Consider the following 17,988-nt stretch of genomic DNA (forward strand, 5'->3'; position numbering starts at 1 on the left):
CGCTGCGCGGCGACGGCTTCTGGGACCACTATCCGACAGCCGCGCCCGGTCGCGGCGCTAGACCTTGGTCTAATCTAGGGCGCGTCCTGCAGGGGCGCGTCGTGCAGGCGCTGGCGGCGTTCGGCGGCGTAGGCGACCAGCCACAAGGCCATCGACCAGGCGGCGCCCACGCTCCACCCCGCGAACACGTCCGACGCCCAGTGCGCGCCCAGATAGATTCGCGTCAGCCCGATCAGCAGGGCGATCACCACCGCGCAGCCCAGGACATAGGCCTTCAACCGCTTGCGCGGAAAGGCGCGCGTCAGCATGACGCCCAGCGTCAGATAGAAGACGGTCGACAGCAGGGCGTGACCCGAGGGGAAACTGGCGTTCAGCGTCTCCACCGCCTGATAGATCTCGGGCGGTCTTTCGCGTTCGAACAGGGCTTTCAGGCCTTCGCTCAAGGCCACCCCGCCGGCCAGGCCGACCACCAGCATGAGCGCCGACAGCCGCTTGCCCATGATCAGCAGGAAGCCGATGGCGATGACGGCGAACAGCGTCAGCACCGATATGCCGCCGAGCGAGGTCAGGTCCGCCGCCGCCTCATGCAGCCACCACGGCCCCCAGGGACGGCCAGGATCGTCGGCGAAGGGCCGCACCGCCGCCAGCACGGCCTGATCGAAGGCCTGACCGTCGGCCTCCTGAATGTCGTCCGCCACCTCGATGAAGATCAGCACCCCCAGGGCGACCACCAGCATGGCGGCCACGGCGGCGATCTCCGTGCGGGCGACGCGCAGGGCGCGAGTCAGGAAGGCGGTGGGATGCGGAGCCATGGGGCGCTAACGGCCAAGCTAGAGTCTCGTTCCCGCCGATTTTCCGAGCCCGTCGGGGCGTCATCGCCGCCATTTCTACATCACAGCGGGATCGCAACGCCCGCCCCGTACCGACCCGCCGCCATGCAAGCGAAAAATCACACTTCGGAGACGATAAATTGGTTGGCGCCCCCGCCGCCTTAACACTAGATTTAGATAGTCGAGGTGTTATCCACACAACATCTGGCGTTATCCACATAGGCACTGGGGACTGACGATGGCAGGCGGCGAAGCGTTGCAGACGACGGAATTCTCTACGGTTTCCTCGGCTCCGCCCGAGACCAAACCGGAGCTGACGGTGGTTAACGGCCTGACGCTGGACCGCACGCGCGACGCCCTGCTGACCGATTTCGGCAAGAAGACGCTGGAAGACCGCTACCTGCTGGCGGGCGAAAGCTATCAGGACATGTTCGCCCGCGTCGCCACGGCCTACGCCGACGACGCCGACCACGCCCAGCGCGTCTATGACTATATGTCGAAGCTGTGGTTCATGCCGGCGACGCCGGTGCTGTCGAACGGCGGCGCGGATCGCGGTCTGCCCATCTCCTGCTTCCTGAACTCGGTCAACGACAGCCTAGACGGCATCCAGAACGTCTGGAACGAGAACGTCTCCCTGGCCTCGAACGGCGGCGGCATCGGCACCTACTGGGGCGGCGTTCGCTCCATCGGCGAGAAGGTCAAGGGCGCGGGCCAAACCTCGGGCATCATCCCCTTCATCCGCGTGATGGATTCGCTGACCCTGGCGATCAGCCAAGGGTCGCTGCGTCGCGGCTCGGCCGCCGTCTACCTGGACATCCACCACCCGGAAATCGAGGAGTTCCTCGAAATCCGCAAGCCGTCGGGCGACTTCAACCGCCGCTCGCTGAACCTGCACCACGGCATCAACATCACCGACGCCTTCATGGAGGCGGTCCGCGACGGCAAGCCGTTCGACCTGCTCTCGCCCAAGAACGGCGAGGTCCGCAAAACCGTCGACGCCCGCAACCTGTGGACCAAGATCCTCGAAATCCGGATGCAGACGGGCGAGCCCTATCTGATCTTCTCGGACACGGTGAACCGGCAGATGCCGCAGCACCAGAAGGACCTGGGCCTGTCGGTCAAGCAGTCCAACCTGTGCTCGGAAATCATGCTGCACACGGGCCTGGACCATAAGGGCGTCGAGCGCACCGCCGTCTGCTGCCTGTCGTCGGTCAACGCCGAGACCTTCCTGGAGTGGCGCGAAGAGCCCCGCTTCATCGAGGACATCATGCGCTTCCTCGACAATGTGCTCGAGGACTTCATCACCCGCGCCCCGTCGTCGATGGCCGCCGCCGTCTATTCGGCCCAGTGCGAGCGTTCGGTGGGCCTGGGCCTGATGGGCTTCCACTCCTTCCTGCAGTCGCAGGGCGTGGCCTTTGAATCGGCCATGGCCAAGAGCTGGAACATGCGCCTGTTCAAGCACCTGCGCCGCGAGGCCGACAAGGCCAGCCGCACCCTGGCCGAGGAAAAGGGCCCCTGCCCCGACGCCGCCGATCGCGGCGTGATGGAGCGCTTCAGCCACAAGCTGGCCATCGCCCCGACCGCCTCGATCTCGATCATCTGCGGCGGCACATCGGCGGGCATCGAACCGATCCCGGCCAACATCTACACTCACAAGACTCTGTCGGGCTCCTTCGCGGTCAAGAACCCCTATCTGCAGGACCTGCTGGCCGAGAAGGGCATCGACACCGAAGCCGTCTGGTCGTCGATCCTCGAGAACGAAGGCTCGGTCCAGCACCTGGACGCCCTCAGCGACGACGAGAAGGCCGTCTACAAGACCGCCTTCGAACTGGACCAGCGCTGGGTCATCGAACTGGCCGCCGACCGCACCGGCGACATCTGCCAGGCGCAGTCGTTGAACCTGTTTATCCCCGGCGACGTCAACAAGTGGGACCTGCACATGCTGCACTGGTCGGCGTGGGAGCGAGGCCTGAAGTCGCTGTATTATCTGCGCTCCAAGTCGGTGCAGCGCGCCGCCTTCGCCGGCGCCGAGGACAAGAAGGAAGAAGAGATCGATCCGAACCAGCCGGATCTCTTCTCGGCCGCACCGACCAACTACGACGAGTGCCTGGCCTGCCAGTAAGGCGGAGCCCGACCTCCATCGTCATCGCCTTTGAACCGCCCGGGGAACCCTCTCCGGGCGGTTTCGTTCGTCATAAACGAATGTGGCGTAAAAGAGTCCGTTGCGGTTCCCCGGCGTTCGTGCACAGTGGGAGCGTTAACGGATCGGGAGGGACCGTTGATGCGACGGATGGCATGGGCAGGATGGATGATCGCGGCGGTCGCCCCGACGACCGTTTTCGCCATGCCGCAGACCGTTCTCGAAGAACCCACGGCCGCGCGCGGCGGCGACGCCGTCCGGTTCGAGGACGCCGCCGCCCGGCTGGACAGCCGCCTGCCCTTCACCGCCGAGCCTGACGCCGCCTTCGGCGCGCCGGTGCAGTTCAACGACGTCGCCCGATTGAGCGCCGATCAGGGCGAGCTGCGCCAGGAGGCCTGGTTCGCCGGCGACGGCTTCACCGACCGACTGCGGATCACCACCACCGGGGAACTGCGCCGCGCCGACGGCTCGCCCGTGCCGCCGCGCGCCCTCGACCCCGTCGCCTTCTCGGGCGAGAGCTATGACGTCACCTATACGCGCGGCTGGACGGCCGCGAAGGGCCGTACGGCCTCAGGACTGGAGGTGTCGCTGACGCCCCACGCTGGCTTCGGCGTCGGCAGCGACGGCCCCTCGGCCGAGGCGGGCGCCACCCTGCGCATCGGCGAGAACCTGGATCGCCTGGCTCCCAACGGCGACGAGGCCTTCGGCGAGCGCCCACGCTGGTATCTGTACGCCGCAGGCTCCAAGCGGGCGGTCGGCTACAACTTCGCCCGCACGCGCGACGGCGACTTCGCCCGGTCCGGCGTCAGCCAGGACGCCGGAAGCTATCTGGGCGACGCCTCCATCGGCGTGGCCTATCGTCGGGGCGCGGTGCAGAGCTCCTTCGGCGTCGTCTATCGCGAGATCGAGGCCAAGGGCCTGCGCGGCTATCAAGGCATCAGGACCGACGTGTCGGAAGGCCTGGTGGCCTTCCAACTGACGATCCGCCCGCCGCGCTAGGCGGCCTCGCGCCCTTACTGCGTCCGCGCCACGCCCTCGCGGCGGCTGTCGGCCGCCCCATCCCAGCGCCCGTTCCGCCACAGGCCGCCATGCAGGCCCGAGGTTTCGGTCGTGTTGGGCCGCAGCTCGACGCCCCGCGCCGCCATGCCTTCGCGCACCGCCTCGGGGAAGCCCTCGGTGTCGGCGCCGAAGCCGTCGCCCTTGGCCACCAGGTTCGGCAGGTCGAACGCCTGCTGCAACGGCAGGCCCCAGGCCAGGGCGCCGATCAGGGCCTTGGCGTTATAAGCCAGGATGGACGAACCGCCCGGCGAGCCCAGCAGACCGACCAGACGCCCTTCGCGATCCAGGATCAGGGCCGGCGACATGGACGAGCGCGGACGCTTGCCCGCCGCCACGGCGTTGGCCGCCGGCGTGCCGTCCGTCGCCGTCGGGACCAGGGAGAAATCGGTCAGCTGATTGTTCAGGAAGAAGCCGCCCGCCATCCGGCCCGAGCCGAACAAGCTCTCGACCGTGGTGGTCATGCTGACGGCGTCGCCCTTGGCGTCCACTACGACCAGGTGCGAGGTGCCCGCCGGTTCGCGCGTGGCGTCCGCGCCGACGTTCGGCGCCCCCGCCGGCACGCCATAGGGCGCCGCGCCGCGCAAGGCCGGGGCCAGGGCCGCTCGCTCGGCGACATAGGCCGGGTCCAGCAGACCCGCCACCGGCACGGAGACGAAGGCCGGATCGCCGAAGTAGCGGTCGCGGTCAGCGTACATCAGCCGTTGCAACTGGCCGAAGGCGGCCCAGGCCTCGGGGCTGTTCGGCCCCTTGTCGATGTCCGGCGTCTGCTCGGCCATGGCCAGCAGCTCAAGGATCGAAGCCCCGCTGGACGGCGGCGGCGGCACGCAGATGGTGTAGATCTTATAGGGACCGCACACGGCCTCGCGCACCACAGGGCGATAGCCGGCGATGTCGGCGGTCGTCAGGGCGCCGGGACGCGGCCCCTCGTTCACCGCCGCGACGATGGCCTCGGCCAGCGGGCCCTGCTGCAGTGCGGCCGCGCCTTCGCGGGCGATGCGGCGCACCGTCTCGGCATAGGCCGGGTTCCGCAGGGTCTCGCCCGCCTGATAGCGCGCGCCGTCCGGCTTGGTGAAATATTCGGTCGCCCAGCGGGTCTTCGCCTGAGGCGCGGAGCCGTTGATCATGCCCGCCAGACGCGGGCTGACGACGAAGCCGTCCTGCGCCAGTTTCTCGGCGTCGCCGAACAGCTCGGACCAGGCCAGGGCGCCGTGTTGCTTCTGGGCCAGGGCCAGCATGGGCACCACGCCGGGCGCCCCGGTCGAGCGTCCGCTCAGCACCGCATCCCCGAACGCCAGAGGCTTGCCGTTCTCATAGAAGAGCTCAGGCGTGGCGGCGGCCGGTGCGGTCTCGCGCCCGTCATAGACGGTGACGACGCCGCTTTCGGCCTCATAGAACATCATGAAGGCGCCGCCGCCCAGACCCGAAGACTGCGGCTCGGTCAGGCCCAGCACCGCCTGGATCGCCACCGCCGCGTCCACGGCCGAACCGCCACGCGCCAGCACCTTCATCCCCGCCTCGACCGCCAGGGGATTGGCCGCCGACACGAACGGCCCCCTGGCTGCGGACGCCTGCGCCGCGATCGACGCCTCCGCCGAAACCGGCTCCGCCTCGGCCTGGATTCCTTCCGCCGTCGTCGCGCATCCCGTCAGCAACAGGGCCGCAAGCGCCGTCCCGGCTGTGAGAGAGGAAATCCTGCGCGCAGGACGCAGATGGGAGAAGGAAAAGGCGCGCACTCAAGCACTCCGGGACATTACAGGGAGGCTTTATGCCTAGGCCCGCAGGCCTCCGAGGCCAACCCCGCATTTTCTCAAGATTTTCTGAGAAAACCTGCTTGCCAGCCCGAAGGCGACCCGCTAGATACCCGGCCCTGCCCGCAAGGCAGTGCGCACCCGTAGCTCAGCTGGATAGAGCACCAGACTACGAATCTGGGGGTCAGGAGTTCGAATCTCTTCGGGTGCGCCATCTTTCCTTACATCATGATGAGAAGACAGACCGACCGTAAGGTCCGCCGTCTGTTCTACCTGAACGACGCCGCAGCCTTCACGCGATCCGCAGTCTCCACGGCCAAGTTAATATAAAATCAACGTTTCTACGCCTCGGCAGGAACGACCGTCGCATTGTGGCCGTTTCTTGTCCTGGAGGAACGCCTGAGATGGTGTGGGAGAGGAACCGAAGCCGGACCGCCGGAGGTGGTGGGTCGCGCCTGCCCGCAAGGGCATGGTGACGCGCGCGGTGAGCGTGCGCCGTTCCGTATCTGCGCCGGCCGACCTAGCCGCCCTGCGTAACCTCGCCTCCATCACCCGATTGAGCGATGAAGAACGCGCCCTGGTTCGCCGGTTGTGCGTGTTTCAGGAGGCCGTGCCCGCAGGCCAGCCCTTCGATCCCGACGGCCGGGCCGCCTCGCCCCGCTTGATCCTGAGCGGATGGGCGTGTCGCCAGCGCATCCTGGCCGACGGCCAACGCCAGATCTTCGGCTTCCTGCTGCCCGGAGACTCGGTGGGGCTGAGCCTTGATCCGCGCCCGCTGGACGAGACGACCATCATCGCCCTGACGCGGGTGGAATATGTCGACGCCCTGATGCTGCGTGAAATCCTGGCGCTTCAAGATCCGCGCCACGACCGGCTGCGCCGCGCCCTGGCGACATCGCGTCGATACGAGGAAACCTGCCTGCTGAACCATGTGGTGCGACTGGGACGACAGTCCGCCCAGGCGCGCCTGGCTCATCTGCTGCTGGAGTTGCGCGACCGACTGCAACGCGCCGGTCTGTGCACCAGCGACCGCCTGCACCTGCCGCTGACCCAGGAGACCCTGGCGGACGCCCTGGGCCTGAGCCTGGTCCATGTCAGCCGCACCCTGGGCCAGATGCGGCGTGGGCGGCTGATCGCCATGCAGAGCGGCTGGGTCACCCTTCTGGACGAGGCCTATCTGCGCGCCGCCAGCGACTATGGCGTCGACGACCACGCCCTTCACTGAAACCAGAACGAAAAGAGAGAGCGAGCGTCATGAGCCCCCACCGACAACCCTCTCGGCCCCGCCCGCCTCTCTCGCCCGGTCGACCGCCGCGTCGGGCCGGATCCGCGCTGCGGCTGATCGGCGCCTCGGTCGCGATGGCGGCCCTGCTGGCCCCCGGCGCCGCCCTGGCCCAGGACGAGGAGCTGGCGGCGCGGGTCGCGCGGCTGGAGGCCCTGGTCATCGAGCAGCAACGCCGGATCGAGGCGCAGGAGGCCTTGCTGACCGAGCGTGCGGCCATGGCGCCGCCGTCCGTCGATCCGCGCTGGCAGGTGCAGACCGACGCCTCGGGCCGAGCGGTCTTTGCGGATCGCACACTGAACCAGTTGCGCGCCGGCCAGCAGGTCGCCAGCTCCATTGCGCCCAATGGTCCGGCCCAACCGACCCTGCCGCCGACCGAAGCCCCGCCGCCGCCCTCTCCCGAGGTGCGACGCGAGCAACTGGCCGCCATTCCCGAAGGCATCGCCGTGTTGAGCCAGCCCGGCAAGTTCACCCTGGACGTCTCGACCGAATACACGCGCTCCAGCGCCAACCGCCTGGTGTTCCGGGGCATCGAGATCGTGCCCGGCGTGCAGATCGGGGTGATCGAGGCCAATGAGGCCGATCGCGACACCGGCGTCGTCACCGTGGCCGGGAAATACGGCATCGGGTCGCGCATGGAGGCGGAGCTGCGTGTGCCCTATGTCTGGCGCAACGACACCATCACCACCGTGCAGCAGCGCGACGAGGCGGTGACGCGCACCATCGACCTGAGCGGCGACGGCGTCGGCGACGTCGAAGCGGCCGTCCGTTATCAAATCAACGGCGGCGAGCGCGGCCGCCCCATCTTCATCGCCGGCTTGAGGGTCAAGAGCGACACGGGCGAAGGGCCCTTCGACATTGATCGCGACGAGTTCGGCGTCGCCACGCGCCTGGCGACCGGATCGGGCTTCTGGGGCGTCGAGCCCAGCGTCAGCTTCCTGTATCCCAGCGATCCGGCAGTGATCTTCGGCAGCCTTAGCTACTTCGCCCACCTGCCGCGCGACATCAACAAGACCGAGGGCGAGATCCGCATCGGCGAGGTCGATCCGGGCGACGCCATCGGCCTGTCGATCGGTTTCGGCTTCTCGCTGAACCCGCGCTTCTCCTTCTCGCTGGGCTATAAGCACAACTATATCCGGCCGACGAAGAGCGAGTTGAACGACATCACGGAGGAGTCTGACGAACTACAGGTCGGCGCCTTGCAGTTCGGCATGTCCTACCTGCTGAACGACCGCTACAGCCTGAACGGCAATTTCGAGTTCGGCGTGACCGAGGATGCGCCGGACATGCGCTTCATCCTGCGCCTGCCGATCATCTTCTGACATGAAGAAGGGGCCGCCCGACGGCGGCCCCTAAGAGGGAGGGAGACTCCAAGGCTGCGACCTAGAAGCCGCCCAGGCTCCTGAGTCCGGCCCAGTCGATGTCGCGGGCGATGTTCGATCCGTAGTTGTGCATCTGGCTGTTGGTCTGAATCGTCGCCAGGTCGGGCAGGACCAGGTTCAGCTCCATGTCCTGACGGATGTTGCGATTGTCGGCGTTATTGATGATCAGGTTCTGCAACTGGCTGGTCGTGATGTTGTGCAGGATCGCCGTCGCGCCCGAGCCGTCCACCACCGCCACCCCGCCGGTGTTGTTCAAGCCGCGAAGGTCGATGCCGCCCGCCACCAGGCTGGCCATGGCGCCCGCCAGATCGGCCACGCCGGGAACATTGTGCTGCACCTGCTGGCTTACAGGGCCGGTCGGCGTCCAGGTCAGTTGCGTCTGCAGGGCCAGCTGATCGTTCACATAGGAACGGACCACGACGCCGAAGCCGAAGGTGAAGCCGCCCGCTGTCATGAAGCCGCCTCGCGCCTCCGACATGTCCGCGTCGGTCATGACCTGAGGCCCGCTCATGACCGCGTCAGGCGGCGCGGCCGGCGCCGAGGCTTGCGGCGGCGGGATCGCGAAGGGCTCCAGCGAGGCGTCGCCGACAAGCTCGGCCGCAAAAGCGATGGATTCGGCCGAGACCGGCGCCGCGAGGCTGACCGGCGCCAGACAGGTCATGACGAGCAGAATGCTTGAACGCGCGCGTCTCATGGTCGTCACCTCAGATAAGGATCGAGGGAGAAACGCGTCGTCACTTGATATAGCGGCGGCAACTCCCGCGTCAGTTCAGCCAAGGACATGGGTTGAAGCGCCTGCCCCGGTCGCGACCGGTTCCAGACGCGCCACTCTTCGGCGTCGTTGAAGGTGTCCGCCGGCTGACGGACGACGAAAGCGACCCCGTTCCACATCTCGGTGAACTGGTCGCGCGAATAGATCTTCAGTCCCAGGGCCGGGTCGCCGACCAGGACATGGCCCGCGTCATCGCCCTTGAAGACCACGAAGTGTTTGTAGCCGGCCGTATCGATCATCACGATGGCCGGGGCGTTCATCTCGATCAGCTCATCGAGGCTGAGCCGGAAGCCGTCGGCAGGATAGCCGCGCGCGTCGAGGTATCGCTTCATGTCCAGCAGGGAGAAGCCGACACGGCGAATGGTCTCCTGGTCGCCGTCGGCGAACATGGCGCGAAACACCTGAGCCTCTCCGACGTCACGGCCGTAGTGATGGCGCAAAAGGGTGGCCAGGGCCGCCGACCCGCAGCTGAAGTCATACTGCTGGCGCACCACGGTGCGGAACGGCAGGTCGCGATAGCTGACCACCTTCACCCGAGCGGCGGCCGGACCGTTGTTCAACAGGATCTCGGCCTGAGCCGAAGCCGCCGACAGGGCCGGCAGGCCCGCTACGGCGGCCAGCCCCAGGTTGAGCAGAAGCCGGGCGGACGAGCGTGTCACGGGTTCGGAGCCGTCGTCACGATATTGATCGTGATCGCGCCTTGCAGGTTATTGTTGTTGCCGCTGTTCATGACGAAATTGCCGACGCCGTTGAAGCCGGAAAAGGCGTTGGCGTCGATGCGCATGCCGCCCGTCGTCACCGTATTGGCGTTGACGCTGTTGCCGCTGTTGGTCGCCTGCAGCAGTTGATCGCTGGCGATAACGACAGACGACGCGCCCTGACGGCCGTGCAATGCATCAAGCTCGTCAACCGCCAGCGACCGCGGCCCTGTGGCGGCGGTTGGAGCGTCGGCGACGGCCGGAGCGATAATGATGAAAGGCGGAGGGGGCGTCGGCGGAGAGGCCGAATTCGGATCGGCCGCCCCCAGCAACGCCAGGATCGACAGAATGCTGAGCATGGTTCCCTCCCAGGAAAGAAGTTCGGCGGCCGGAGAACCGGCCGCCGAAAACGAAGGCCTAGTTGCCGCCGCCGTTGCCGAAGGTGATGTTGGCGTTGGCACTGATCGCCGTGGCCGCCTGACCAACCGACGCCATGCCGGTGTTGTTGCTCACCGTCTGGATGCCGGCGAAGCCTGCGAAGGCGCCGCCGCTCTGGTTGATGTTGCCGGTACGGATCCGCGCGTTTTGCGGGCCTTGGCCGTCTTCCGACATGTCGAAGCTCAGATCGCTGACGTTGGCGCTGAGCTCCTGCATGTTGAGGGAGACACGGATGTCGCCGATATTGGTGGAGTTGTCGTTGCCCGAGTCATTCACCGAATTGTCGTTGAAGGAGTCAGAGACCCCCAACTCCAGGTTGGTGTTCGTGGAATTGTCCTGCGAATTGTCCGTATTGAACGAGTCCGCGATGCCGACTTCAGTGTTCGTCGAATTGTCCGAGTTGTCGTTGAACGAATCCGAGACGCCCAACTCCAGATTGGTGTTGGTGGAGTTGTCCGAATTGTCGTTGAACGAATCCGCGACGCCCAGGTCTACGTCGGTGCTGTTGCCGCCGCTATTGTAGGAGTCGGCCGCCGAAGTGTTGCCGCCGACCGGGCCGTTCGGACCGCTCGAGGACTGAGCCTGAGCCATGCCCGCAAAAGCCAGGGCCCCAGCCAGGACCGCAGCAGACGTCATTAGTTTGGCACGCATTTCCTTGCCTCCAATCAAAGGTGATTAAGGAGGCTCCTCCACCTCCGAAGGCCGAAATCGTCGAGTGACATGGGTCGTTCCCCTTAAGAGAACCTCTGATTTTCCTCGATAATTCGTACACTCCGCCCACCTTGCGGGAGACGATCTGATCAAATGGAGTAGAGCTGTGCGATCAGTACGCCCTGCATCCCGTCATTTGATCTGAAGACCACCCAGAATAAAGTTGGCGAAGTCGTGACTTTTTTAAGGCGAAGTCGCCGTGACGGTTCGAGCCCCCCACTCAACGGCTCCCGTGGCGCAATCGCTCCGGCCGTGCTACGCGCGCCGAACCATGACGACGCCCCCTATCGAACGCATCCGCAACTTTTCGGTGGTCGCCCACATCGACCACGGCAAGTCGACCCTGTCCGACCGCCTGATCCAGTTCACAGGCGGCCTGACCGCGCGTGAAATGTCCGAGCAGGTCCTAGACAATATGGACATCGAAAAGGAGCGCGGCATCACCATCAAGGCGCAGACCGTGCGCCTGAACTACAAGGCCAAGGACGGGCACGACTATGTCCTGAACCTGATGGACACGCCGGGCCACGTCGACTTCGCCTATGAGGTGTCGCGTTCGCTGGCCGCCTGTGAAGGCTCGATCCTGGTGGTGGACGCCTCGCAGGGCGTCGAGGCCCAGACCCTGGCCAACGTCTATCAGGCGATCGACAACAACCACGAGATCGTGCCGGTCCTGAACAAGATCGACCTGCCCGCCGCCGAACCGGACCGGGTGCGGGCCCAGATCGAGGACGTCATCGGCATCGACGCCTCGGAAGCGGTCATGTGCTCGGCCAAGTCGGGCATCGGCATCGAGGACGTTCTGGAGGCCATCGTCACGCGCCTGCCCGCGCCTAAAGGCGACATCAACGCCCCGCTGAAGGCCATGCTGGTCGACGCCTGGTACGACCCCTACCTGGGGGTGGTGCTGTTGGTGCGCGTGTTCGACGGCGTGCTGAAGGCCGGCATGCGCGTGAAGATGATGCAGACCGGCTCGTCTCACCTGGTCGACCGCGTCGGCGTCTTCCTGCCCAAGAACACCCCCGTGGACCAGCTCGGCCCCGGCGAGGTCGGCTTCATCACCGCCCAGATCAAGGAAGTCGCCCACGCCGCCGTCGGCGACACCATCACCGACGAGAAGAAGCCCACGGCCGAAGCGCTGAAGGGCTTCAAGGACGTGCAGTCGGTGGTCTTCTGCGGCCTGTTCCCGGTCGACGCCGCCGACTTTGAAGACCTGCGCGCCGCCATCGGCAAGCTGCGCCTGAACGACGCCAGCTTCACCTATGAGATGGAGTCCTCGGCCGCCCTGGGCTTCGGCTTCCGCTGCGGCTTCCTGGGCCTGCTGCACCTGGAGATCATCCAGGAGCGCCTGAGCCGCGAGTTCAACCTGGACCTGATCGCGACGGCCCCCTCGGTCGTCTACAAGATCGGCCTGCGCGACGGGACCGAGATCGACCTGCACAACCCGGCCGACCTGCCGGACGTCATGCAGATCGAGACGATCAGCGAGCCGTGGATCAAGGCCACCATCCTGACGCCCGACGAATATCTGGGCGGGGTGATCAAGCTGTGTCAGGACCGTCGCGGCAGCCAGATCGAGCTGTCCTACGTCGGCTCCCGCGCCCTGGTGGTCTATGAGCTGCCGCTGAACGAAGTGGTGTTCGACTTCTACGACCGCCTGAAGTCGATCTCGAAGGGCTACGCCTCGTTCGACTATGAGATCACCGACTACAAGGTCGGCGACCTGGTGAAGATGAGCATCCTGGTCAACGCCGAGCCGGTGGACGCCCTGTCCATGCTGGTCCACCGCGCCCGCGCCGAAACGCGCGGCCGCGGCATGGTCGAGAAGATGAAGGAGCTGATCCCTCCGCACATGTTCACCATCCCGATCCAGGCGGCCATCGGCGGCAAGATCATCGCCCGCGAAACCGTCCGCGCCCTGCGCAAGGACGTGACGAGCAAGTGCTACGGCGGCGACGCCACCCGCAAGAAGAAGCTGCTGGAGAAGCAGAAGGCGGGCAAGAAGCGCATGCGCCAGTTCGGCAAGGTCGAGATCCCGCAGGAAGCCTTCATCGCCGCGCTCAAGATGGACGAGGATTGAGGAAAGAGGCCCACCGGTCCCGGCTTTGATCGAGCCCGGCGACGGGCCGCTTTCATCCTACACGGCGGCCCGCTGAATCGCCTCGTACTCGCCGAATGGCCTCAACTGATCAGCGAGCGCGCGCTTGAACGCAGGACGGGCCTCGGCGCGCGTGACATAGGCGGCTAGCGTAGGGAAGCTGGCGACGATGTCCGTGTGACGTAGGTCCCGCAGCACGTGCGCCATCAAGATGTCCGCCGCACTGAAGCGGTCGTTGGCGAACCATCGCCGATCCCCCAGTGCGTCCTGCAAATCGCTCAACCGTCCGCGCAGGGCGGCCTCAACCTCTGGTCGGCGTTCCTTCGCCCAAGCCTTGTCGGCGTTGAAAAAATCGATCCCGGCCAGTTCGGCGACAAGAGGTTCGACGCTGTTCATGGCGGCGAAGAGCCATGTCATGACCAGCGCACGTCCAGCGAGATCATCAGGCATGAGTTCAGACGAATTCTGCGCGATCCACAAGACAATGGCCCCGCTCTCAAACATCTGCACCTTGCCGTCGCTGTAAGCGGGAACCTGACCGAAAGGCTGCAGGGATCGGTATGCGGGCGTTGACTGGTCTTCAAACCCAATCAGCCGATCATCATACCCGAGGCCCGCCTCCTCCAACGCCCAGCGAACGCGGATGTCGCGGACTGAACCCTGGGCGAAGTCAGGCACCCACTTGAAAGCCGTGACCTGGATCATGGGATGCTCCTTCAGCTTATCCGGACGCTTTAGACGTTGCCGTCACGCATTGACATAAAGTTTGATATCAACATAATTTCAGTCATGTCAAATCCGCCGACCGCCTTTTCTCAGACACTGCATATTCGAGATCATTGCCTTTGCTTGCACGCCCAGCGCGCTGCACGGGCCCTGTCCCGACGGTTCGACGAGGCGTTTCGGCCTTATGGGATCACCAGCGGCCAGTTCTCGCTGATGAACGGACTGAACAGGCCCGAACCGCCGACGATCGGCGCCGTGGCCGAACTGCTGGCGATGGACCGCTCAACCGTGACCGCGAATTTGAAACCGTTGGAGCGGGCTGGCCTAGTCACCATAGCGGTAGACGAGAAAGATCGGCGCGGACGGCGGGTTGCCTTGACCGACGCAGGCCGAAACGCGCTCGGCAAGGCGACGCCGGTCTGGATCCAGGAACATGCGGCCCTTGAGGGCGAGATCGGCGACGGCGACGCGCTAAGGGCGCTGCTGAAGCTTGCCGCAACTTAGAAGGCAGGCTTGGAGCCCAGCCTGGATCACGCCAAGCGCGTCGACGAAGATGAAGAATTCTCCATATAACAATGTGTCGCGTTGCAGCGACGGCGCGCGTGGTTAAGGTCCGACCCAACATGATCCGTTGGGAACCGACATCACCATGCGCCTTGCCGCCTCTTCCGTTGCGCTCGCCGCCTTGCTGGCCGTGAGCACGCCCGTTATCGCCGCGCCTGCGGCCGCCGCCTCCGCTACGACGACGACGACCCAGGCCGAGCCCCTGCGCGGGGCGCCGGTCTCCGAGTTGATCGCCCGCGTGGACATTCCGTGGAAGCGCTTCCAGCTCGACAACGGACTGACCGTGCTGGTGCACGAAGACCGCAAGGCGCCCGTCGTGGCGGTGTCGGTCTGGTACAATGTCGGATCGAAGGACGAGCCGAAGGGTTCGACCGGCTTTGCGCACCTGTTCGAGCATCTGATGTTCGGCGGGTCCGAGAACTCGCCCTCCAGCCACATCCAGACGATGAATGCGGCGGGCGCGACCAGCCTGAACGGCACGACCTGGTTCGACCGCACCAACTATTTCCAGACGGTGCCGACCCCGGCGCTGGACTACACCCTGTATCTGGAAGCCGACCGCATGGGCTATCTGCTGGGGCAGGTCAGCCAGGAGGTCCTGGATCTGCAGCGCGGCGTCGTCCAGAACGAGAAGCGCCAGGGCGACAACCAGCCCTACGGCATGACCTACTACGCCACGCTGGAAGCCCTGTTCCCCGAGGGCCACCCCTATCGCCACTCGACCATCGGTTCGATGGCCGACCTGGACTCGGCCAGCATGGAGACGGTGCGCGACTGGTTCCGTGAGAACTACGGCCCGAACAACGCCGTCCTGGTCCTGTCGGGCGACATCGACGAGGCGAAGGCCCGCGAGCTGACCGAGAAGTATTTCGGCGCCATCGCGCGCGGCCCGGTCAACACCCCGGCGGCAGCCCCTGTGCCGACCCTGGCGGCGCCGGTCGAGCAGGTGCTGCACGACCGCGTAGCCCAGACCCGCATCAGCCGCACCTGGGCCGTGCCGGGCCTGGGCGACCCCGACTCCGTGCCGCTGAGCGTCGGCGCCTCCGTGCTGGGCGGCCTGGCCAGCTCGCGTCTGGACAACGTCCTGGTGCGCGACGAGCAGACGGCCTCCAGCGTCTCGGCCTCCAACCAGACCTTCCAGCGGCTCGGCATGTTCAGCTATTCCGCCATGGTCAAGCCTGGCGCCGATGCGGACGCCGTGGCCCGGCGCATGGACGCCGTACTGGCCGACCTGATCGCCAACGGCCCGACCCAGGACGAGATCAACCGCGTGGTGACGCGCTACGCCTCGCAGCGCATCCAGGGGCTGGAGACCGCCAACGGCAAGGCCTCGGTCCTGGCCGAAGGCCAGCTGTATTCGAACGATCCGGACTTCTACAAGAAGGAGCTGGCGGCCTACGCCGCCGTGACCCCGGCCCAGGTCCAGGCCGCCCTGCAGAAGTGGCTGAGCCGCCCCGTCTACAGCCAGATCGTCGTGCCGGGCGAGCGCGAAGCCTATGCCGAGGCCGCCGCAGCCCCGGCGGGCGCGACGCCGGTTCCGGCCGAACCGATCCAGCGCGTGGCCCGCGACCCCGCCCCGGCCATCGGCCAGGTGTCCAACGTCGATTTCCCGGCGGTGGAGCGCGCCGCCCTGTCGAACGGGATCGAGATCGTCTACGCCCGCTCGACCACCGTGCCGGTGACCCGCGTGGCGCTGGAGTTCGACGCTGGGGTCGCAGCCGACCGCGCCAACCGCCTGGGCGCCCACACCCTGATGCTGAACGTCATGCAGGAAGGCACGACGACGCGCGATTCCAAGGCTCTGGCCGAGGCGCAGGAGCGCCTGGGCGCGAGCGTCTCCGTCGGTTCGTCGATGGACCGCACGGTGGCCAGCCTGTCGGCGGTGACGACCAATCTACAGCCGTCGCTGGTCCTGCTGTCCGACGTGGTTCGCAATCCGGCCTTCGCTCCGGCCGAGATCGAACGCCTGCGCGCCACGCGCTTGGCCGCACTGGCCAATGAGAAGACCCAGCCGGCGTCGATCGCCGGGCGCGCCCTGCCCCCGCTGATCTACGGCGAGAGCCACCCCTATGGCCGTTCGTTCGGCGGCTCGGGCGACGAGGCGGTGATCCGCGGCCTGTCGCGCGACGACCTGGCGGCCGAGCACGCCCGCTGGATCCGTCCGGACAACGCCCAGCTGTTCGTGGTGTCGGACCTTTCGCTGGACGAGCTGAAGCCGCAACTGGAGGCCGCTTTCGGAAACTGGCGCGCCCCGGCGACGGCCAAGGGCGACAAGGCCTTCGACGCCGCCCTGCCCCAGACTTCGGCGCGGGTGGTGCTGATCGATCGGCCGCAGTCGCCGCAGTCGCTGATCTACGGCGGTCAGGTGCTGCCGGTGTCGGGGACCGACGACATCCTGACCCTGACCACCGCCAACACGGTGCTGGGCACGGACTTCCTGTCGCGCATCAACGCCGATCTGCGCGAGACCAAGGGCTGGTCCTACGGCGTGCGCGGCACGATCAGCCAGTTGGAGAACCGCGCGCCCTATATCGTCAACGCTCCGGTCCAGGCCGACCGCACCGGCGAGTCGATCGCCGCCCTGGTCAGCCAGTACGACCGCTTCCTGGGCGCCGACGGGGTGACGGCGCAGGAGCGCGAGCGCACCGTCCTGGGCCGCACCCGCGCCCTGTCGGGCAGCTATGAGACCTCGTATCAGGTGCTGGGCGCCCTGCAGTCCAACGCTCTCTACGGCCGCGCGGACGACTATCCCGAGACGCTGGCGGGCCGGATCAACGCCCTGACGGCGCAGGAGATGGACGCCGCCGCCCGCGCCGCCATCCAGCCCTCGCGCTTCGTCTGGGTGGTGGTCGGCGACGCCTCGGTCGTCAAACCGCAACTGGACGCCCTGGGCCTGCCGGTCGAGGTGCGCGCCGCCGAGGCGCCGAAGCCCGCTCAGTAAGCTCTTCGATCACGTCTGAAGCGACGACGGCCGGCGGGGGGACCCGCCGGCCGTTTTCGTTCTATCGCTTGCGGAAGCGGGCGGCGTCGGCGGCCAGGCCGGCGCCCCAGTCCGTGGTCGGGTGATCGGCCTCGGCGTGGAACGGCAACTCGCCGGCGACGCCGCGGATCGCCAGCGCCAAAGGCAGGGCGTAGTGCGCCATGAGGCGTAACGGCTTGCGGCGCTTGTCCGTCACATCCCAGCCCAGGGCCTCAAAGGCGTCGGCCAGATCGGCGCCCGACAGGCGATGGATGTCGTCCCAGTCACCGGGCCGTTCGACGGCCTCGGCCGCGTCGGCGGTCAGGCCGAACAGGGCCTGGGTCAGGGCGTCGATCTCGGGGAATTCGTCGCGGGCGTCGGGATCGGCGTAGCGCGGCTTCATCAGCGCTTTCAGTTCCAGATCATCGACACCGGGCAGGTCGATCAGGCGGCGCAGGGGCGTTTGGGTCATGGCTCGCTGTAGCATGTCCCATCACCGGGAGCAGCCGCGGTTGACCGCGCCCGTTTGGAGGTCGAGGCTGGCGCTTCGGACGATGTCCCCACGAACACGAGGCCCCCTC

At 66.7% G+C, this 17,988-nt stretch carries 15 protein-coding genes and 1 tRNA gene; 8 read left to right on the forward strand and 8 right to left on the reverse strand.

Features of this window, described 5'->3' with window-relative positions:
- Positions 1-74 precede the first annotated feature (74 nt).
- Complete coding sequence (locus AC3IPP_RS14675; protein ID WP_313576204.1) at positions 75-812, reverse strand: phosphatase PAP2 family protein; 738 nt, start codon at positions 810-812, stop codon at positions 75-77.
- 256 nt (positions 813-1,068) lie between these two features.
- On the opposite strand from AC3IPP_RS14675, the gene AC3IPP_RS14680 reads away from it, so the two are divergent.
- A complete protein-coding gene (locus AC3IPP_RS14680; protein ID WP_489149509.1) occupies positions 1,069-2,952 on the forward strand; it encodes a ribonucleoside-diphosphate reductase subunit alpha in 1,884 nt (627 codons plus the stop codon).
- A 168-nt stretch (positions 2,953-3,120) separates the two neighbouring features.
- Complete coding sequence (locus AC3IPP_RS14685) at positions 3,121-3,969, forward strand: lipid A-modifier LpxR family protein (RefSeq protein ID WP_256968151.1); 849 nt, start codon at positions 3,121-3,123, stop codon at positions 3,967-3,969.
- 14 nt (positions 3,970-3,983) lie between these two features.
- Here AC3IPP_RS14685 and AC3IPP_RS14690 read toward each other — a convergent pair whose 3' ends face one another.
- Positions 3,984-5,762 (reverse strand): gamma-glutamyltransferase family protein, encoded by a 1,779-nt coding sequence (locus AC3IPP_RS14690; protein ID WP_489149510.1) that lies wholly within the window; start codon positions 5,760-5,762, stop codon positions 3,984-3,986.
- A 152-nt stretch (positions 5,763-5,914) separates the two neighbouring features.
- On the opposite strand from AC3IPP_RS14690, the gene AC3IPP_RS14695 reads away from it, so the two are divergent.
- The 3 genes from AC3IPP_RS14695 (at position 5,915) to AC3IPP_RS14705 (ending at position 8,381) form a co-directional block, all read left to right on the forward strand.
- Positions 5,915-5,991: transfer RNA gene (locus tag AC3IPP_RS14695), tRNA-Arg, on the forward strand.
- Positions 5,992-6,186: 195 nt separating this feature from the next.
- Positions 6,187-7,002: a Crp/Fnr family transcriptional regulator gene (locus AC3IPP_RS14700; RefSeq protein WP_489149511.1), complete on the forward strand. Its 816-nt coding sequence runs from the start codon at positions 6,187-6,189 to the stop codon at positions 7,000-7,002.
- A 29-nt stretch (positions 7,003-7,031) separates the two neighbouring features.
- Positions 7,032-8,381, forward strand: coding sequence for a transporter (locus AC3IPP_RS14705; RefSeq protein ID WP_489149512.1), 1,350 nt, complete (start codon positions 7,032-7,034; stop codon positions 8,379-8,381).
- A gap of 61 nt (positions 8,382-8,442) precedes the next feature.
- Here AC3IPP_RS14705 and AC3IPP_RS14710 read toward each other — a convergent pair whose 3' ends face one another.
- Genes AC3IPP_RS14710 through AC3IPP_RS14725 form a run of 4 tightly spaced genes read right to left on the reverse strand, consistent with a single transcriptional unit; the run spans position 8,443 to position 11,000 of the window.
- Entirely contained in the window at positions 8,443-9,135 is a 693-nt protein-coding gene (locus AC3IPP_RS14710) for a hypothetical protein (protein ID WP_143276065.1), read from the reverse strand.
- A gap of 5 nt (positions 9,136-9,140) precedes the next feature.
- A complete protein-coding gene (locus AC3IPP_RS14715; protein ID WP_218779188.1) occupies positions 9,141-9,872 on the reverse strand; it encodes a C39 family peptidase in 732 nt (243 codons plus the stop codon).
- A complete protein-coding gene (locus AC3IPP_RS14720; RefSeq protein ID WP_489149513.1) occupies positions 9,869-10,270 on the reverse strand; it encodes a hypothetical protein in 402 nt (133 codons plus the stop codon). Before AC3IPP_RS14720 ends, AC3IPP_RS14715 begins: the two co-directional genes overlap by 4 nt.
- Positions 10,271-10,328: 58 nt before the next feature.
- Entirely contained in the window at positions 10,329-11,000 is a 672-nt protein-coding gene (locus AC3IPP_RS14725) for a hypothetical protein (RefSeq protein ID WP_489149514.1), read from the reverse strand.
- A 331-nt stretch (positions 11,001-11,331) separates the two neighbouring features.
- Here AC3IPP_RS14725 and lepA point away from each other — a divergent pair, with 331 nt between their 5' ends.
- Positions 11,332-13,140 carry a translation elongation factor 4 gene (gene lepA / locus AC3IPP_RS14730; protein WP_489149515.1) on the forward strand — a complete coding sequence of 603 codons (1,809 nt, stop codon included), beginning with the start codon at positions 11,332-11,334 and terminating at the stop codon, positions 13,138-13,140.
- A 57-nt stretch (positions 13,141-13,197) separates the two neighbouring features.
- Here the strand turns inward: lepA and AC3IPP_RS14735 are convergent, their stop codons facing one another.
- Positions 13,198-13,863, reverse strand: coding sequence for a glutathione S-transferase family protein (locus AC3IPP_RS14735; RefSeq protein ID WP_489149516.1), 666 nt, complete (start codon positions 13,861-13,863; stop codon positions 13,198-13,200).
- Between the two features lie 84 nt (positions 13,864-13,947).
- Here AC3IPP_RS14735 and AC3IPP_RS14740 point away from each other — a divergent pair, with 84 nt between their 5' ends.
- Both AC3IPP_RS14740 and AC3IPP_RS14745 read left to right on the forward strand, forming a co-directional pair.
- Positions 13,948-14,388 carry a MarR family winged helix-turn-helix transcriptional regulator gene (locus tag AC3IPP_RS14740; protein ID WP_087140434.1) on the forward strand — a complete coding sequence of 147 codons (441 nt, stop codon included), beginning with the start codon at positions 13,948-13,950 and terminating at the stop codon, positions 14,386-14,388.
- Positions 14,389-14,533: 145 nt separating this feature from the next.
- Entirely contained in the window at positions 14,534-17,389 is a 2,856-nt protein-coding gene (locus tag AC3IPP_RS14745) for a M16 family metallopeptidase (RefSeq protein ID WP_489149517.1), read from the forward strand.
- 61 nt (positions 17,390-17,450) lie between these two features.
- Here AC3IPP_RS14745 and AC3IPP_RS14750 read toward each other — a convergent pair whose 3' ends face one another.
- Positions 17,451-17,879 (reverse strand): hypothetical protein, encoded by a 429-nt coding sequence (locus tag AC3IPP_RS14750; protein ID WP_087140435.1) that lies wholly within the window; start codon positions 17,877-17,879, stop codon positions 17,451-17,453.
- Between the last annotated feature and the right edge of the window lie 109 nt (positions 17,880-17,988).

It is taken from the genome of Brevundimonas sp. KH_060 (assembly GCF_057838275.1).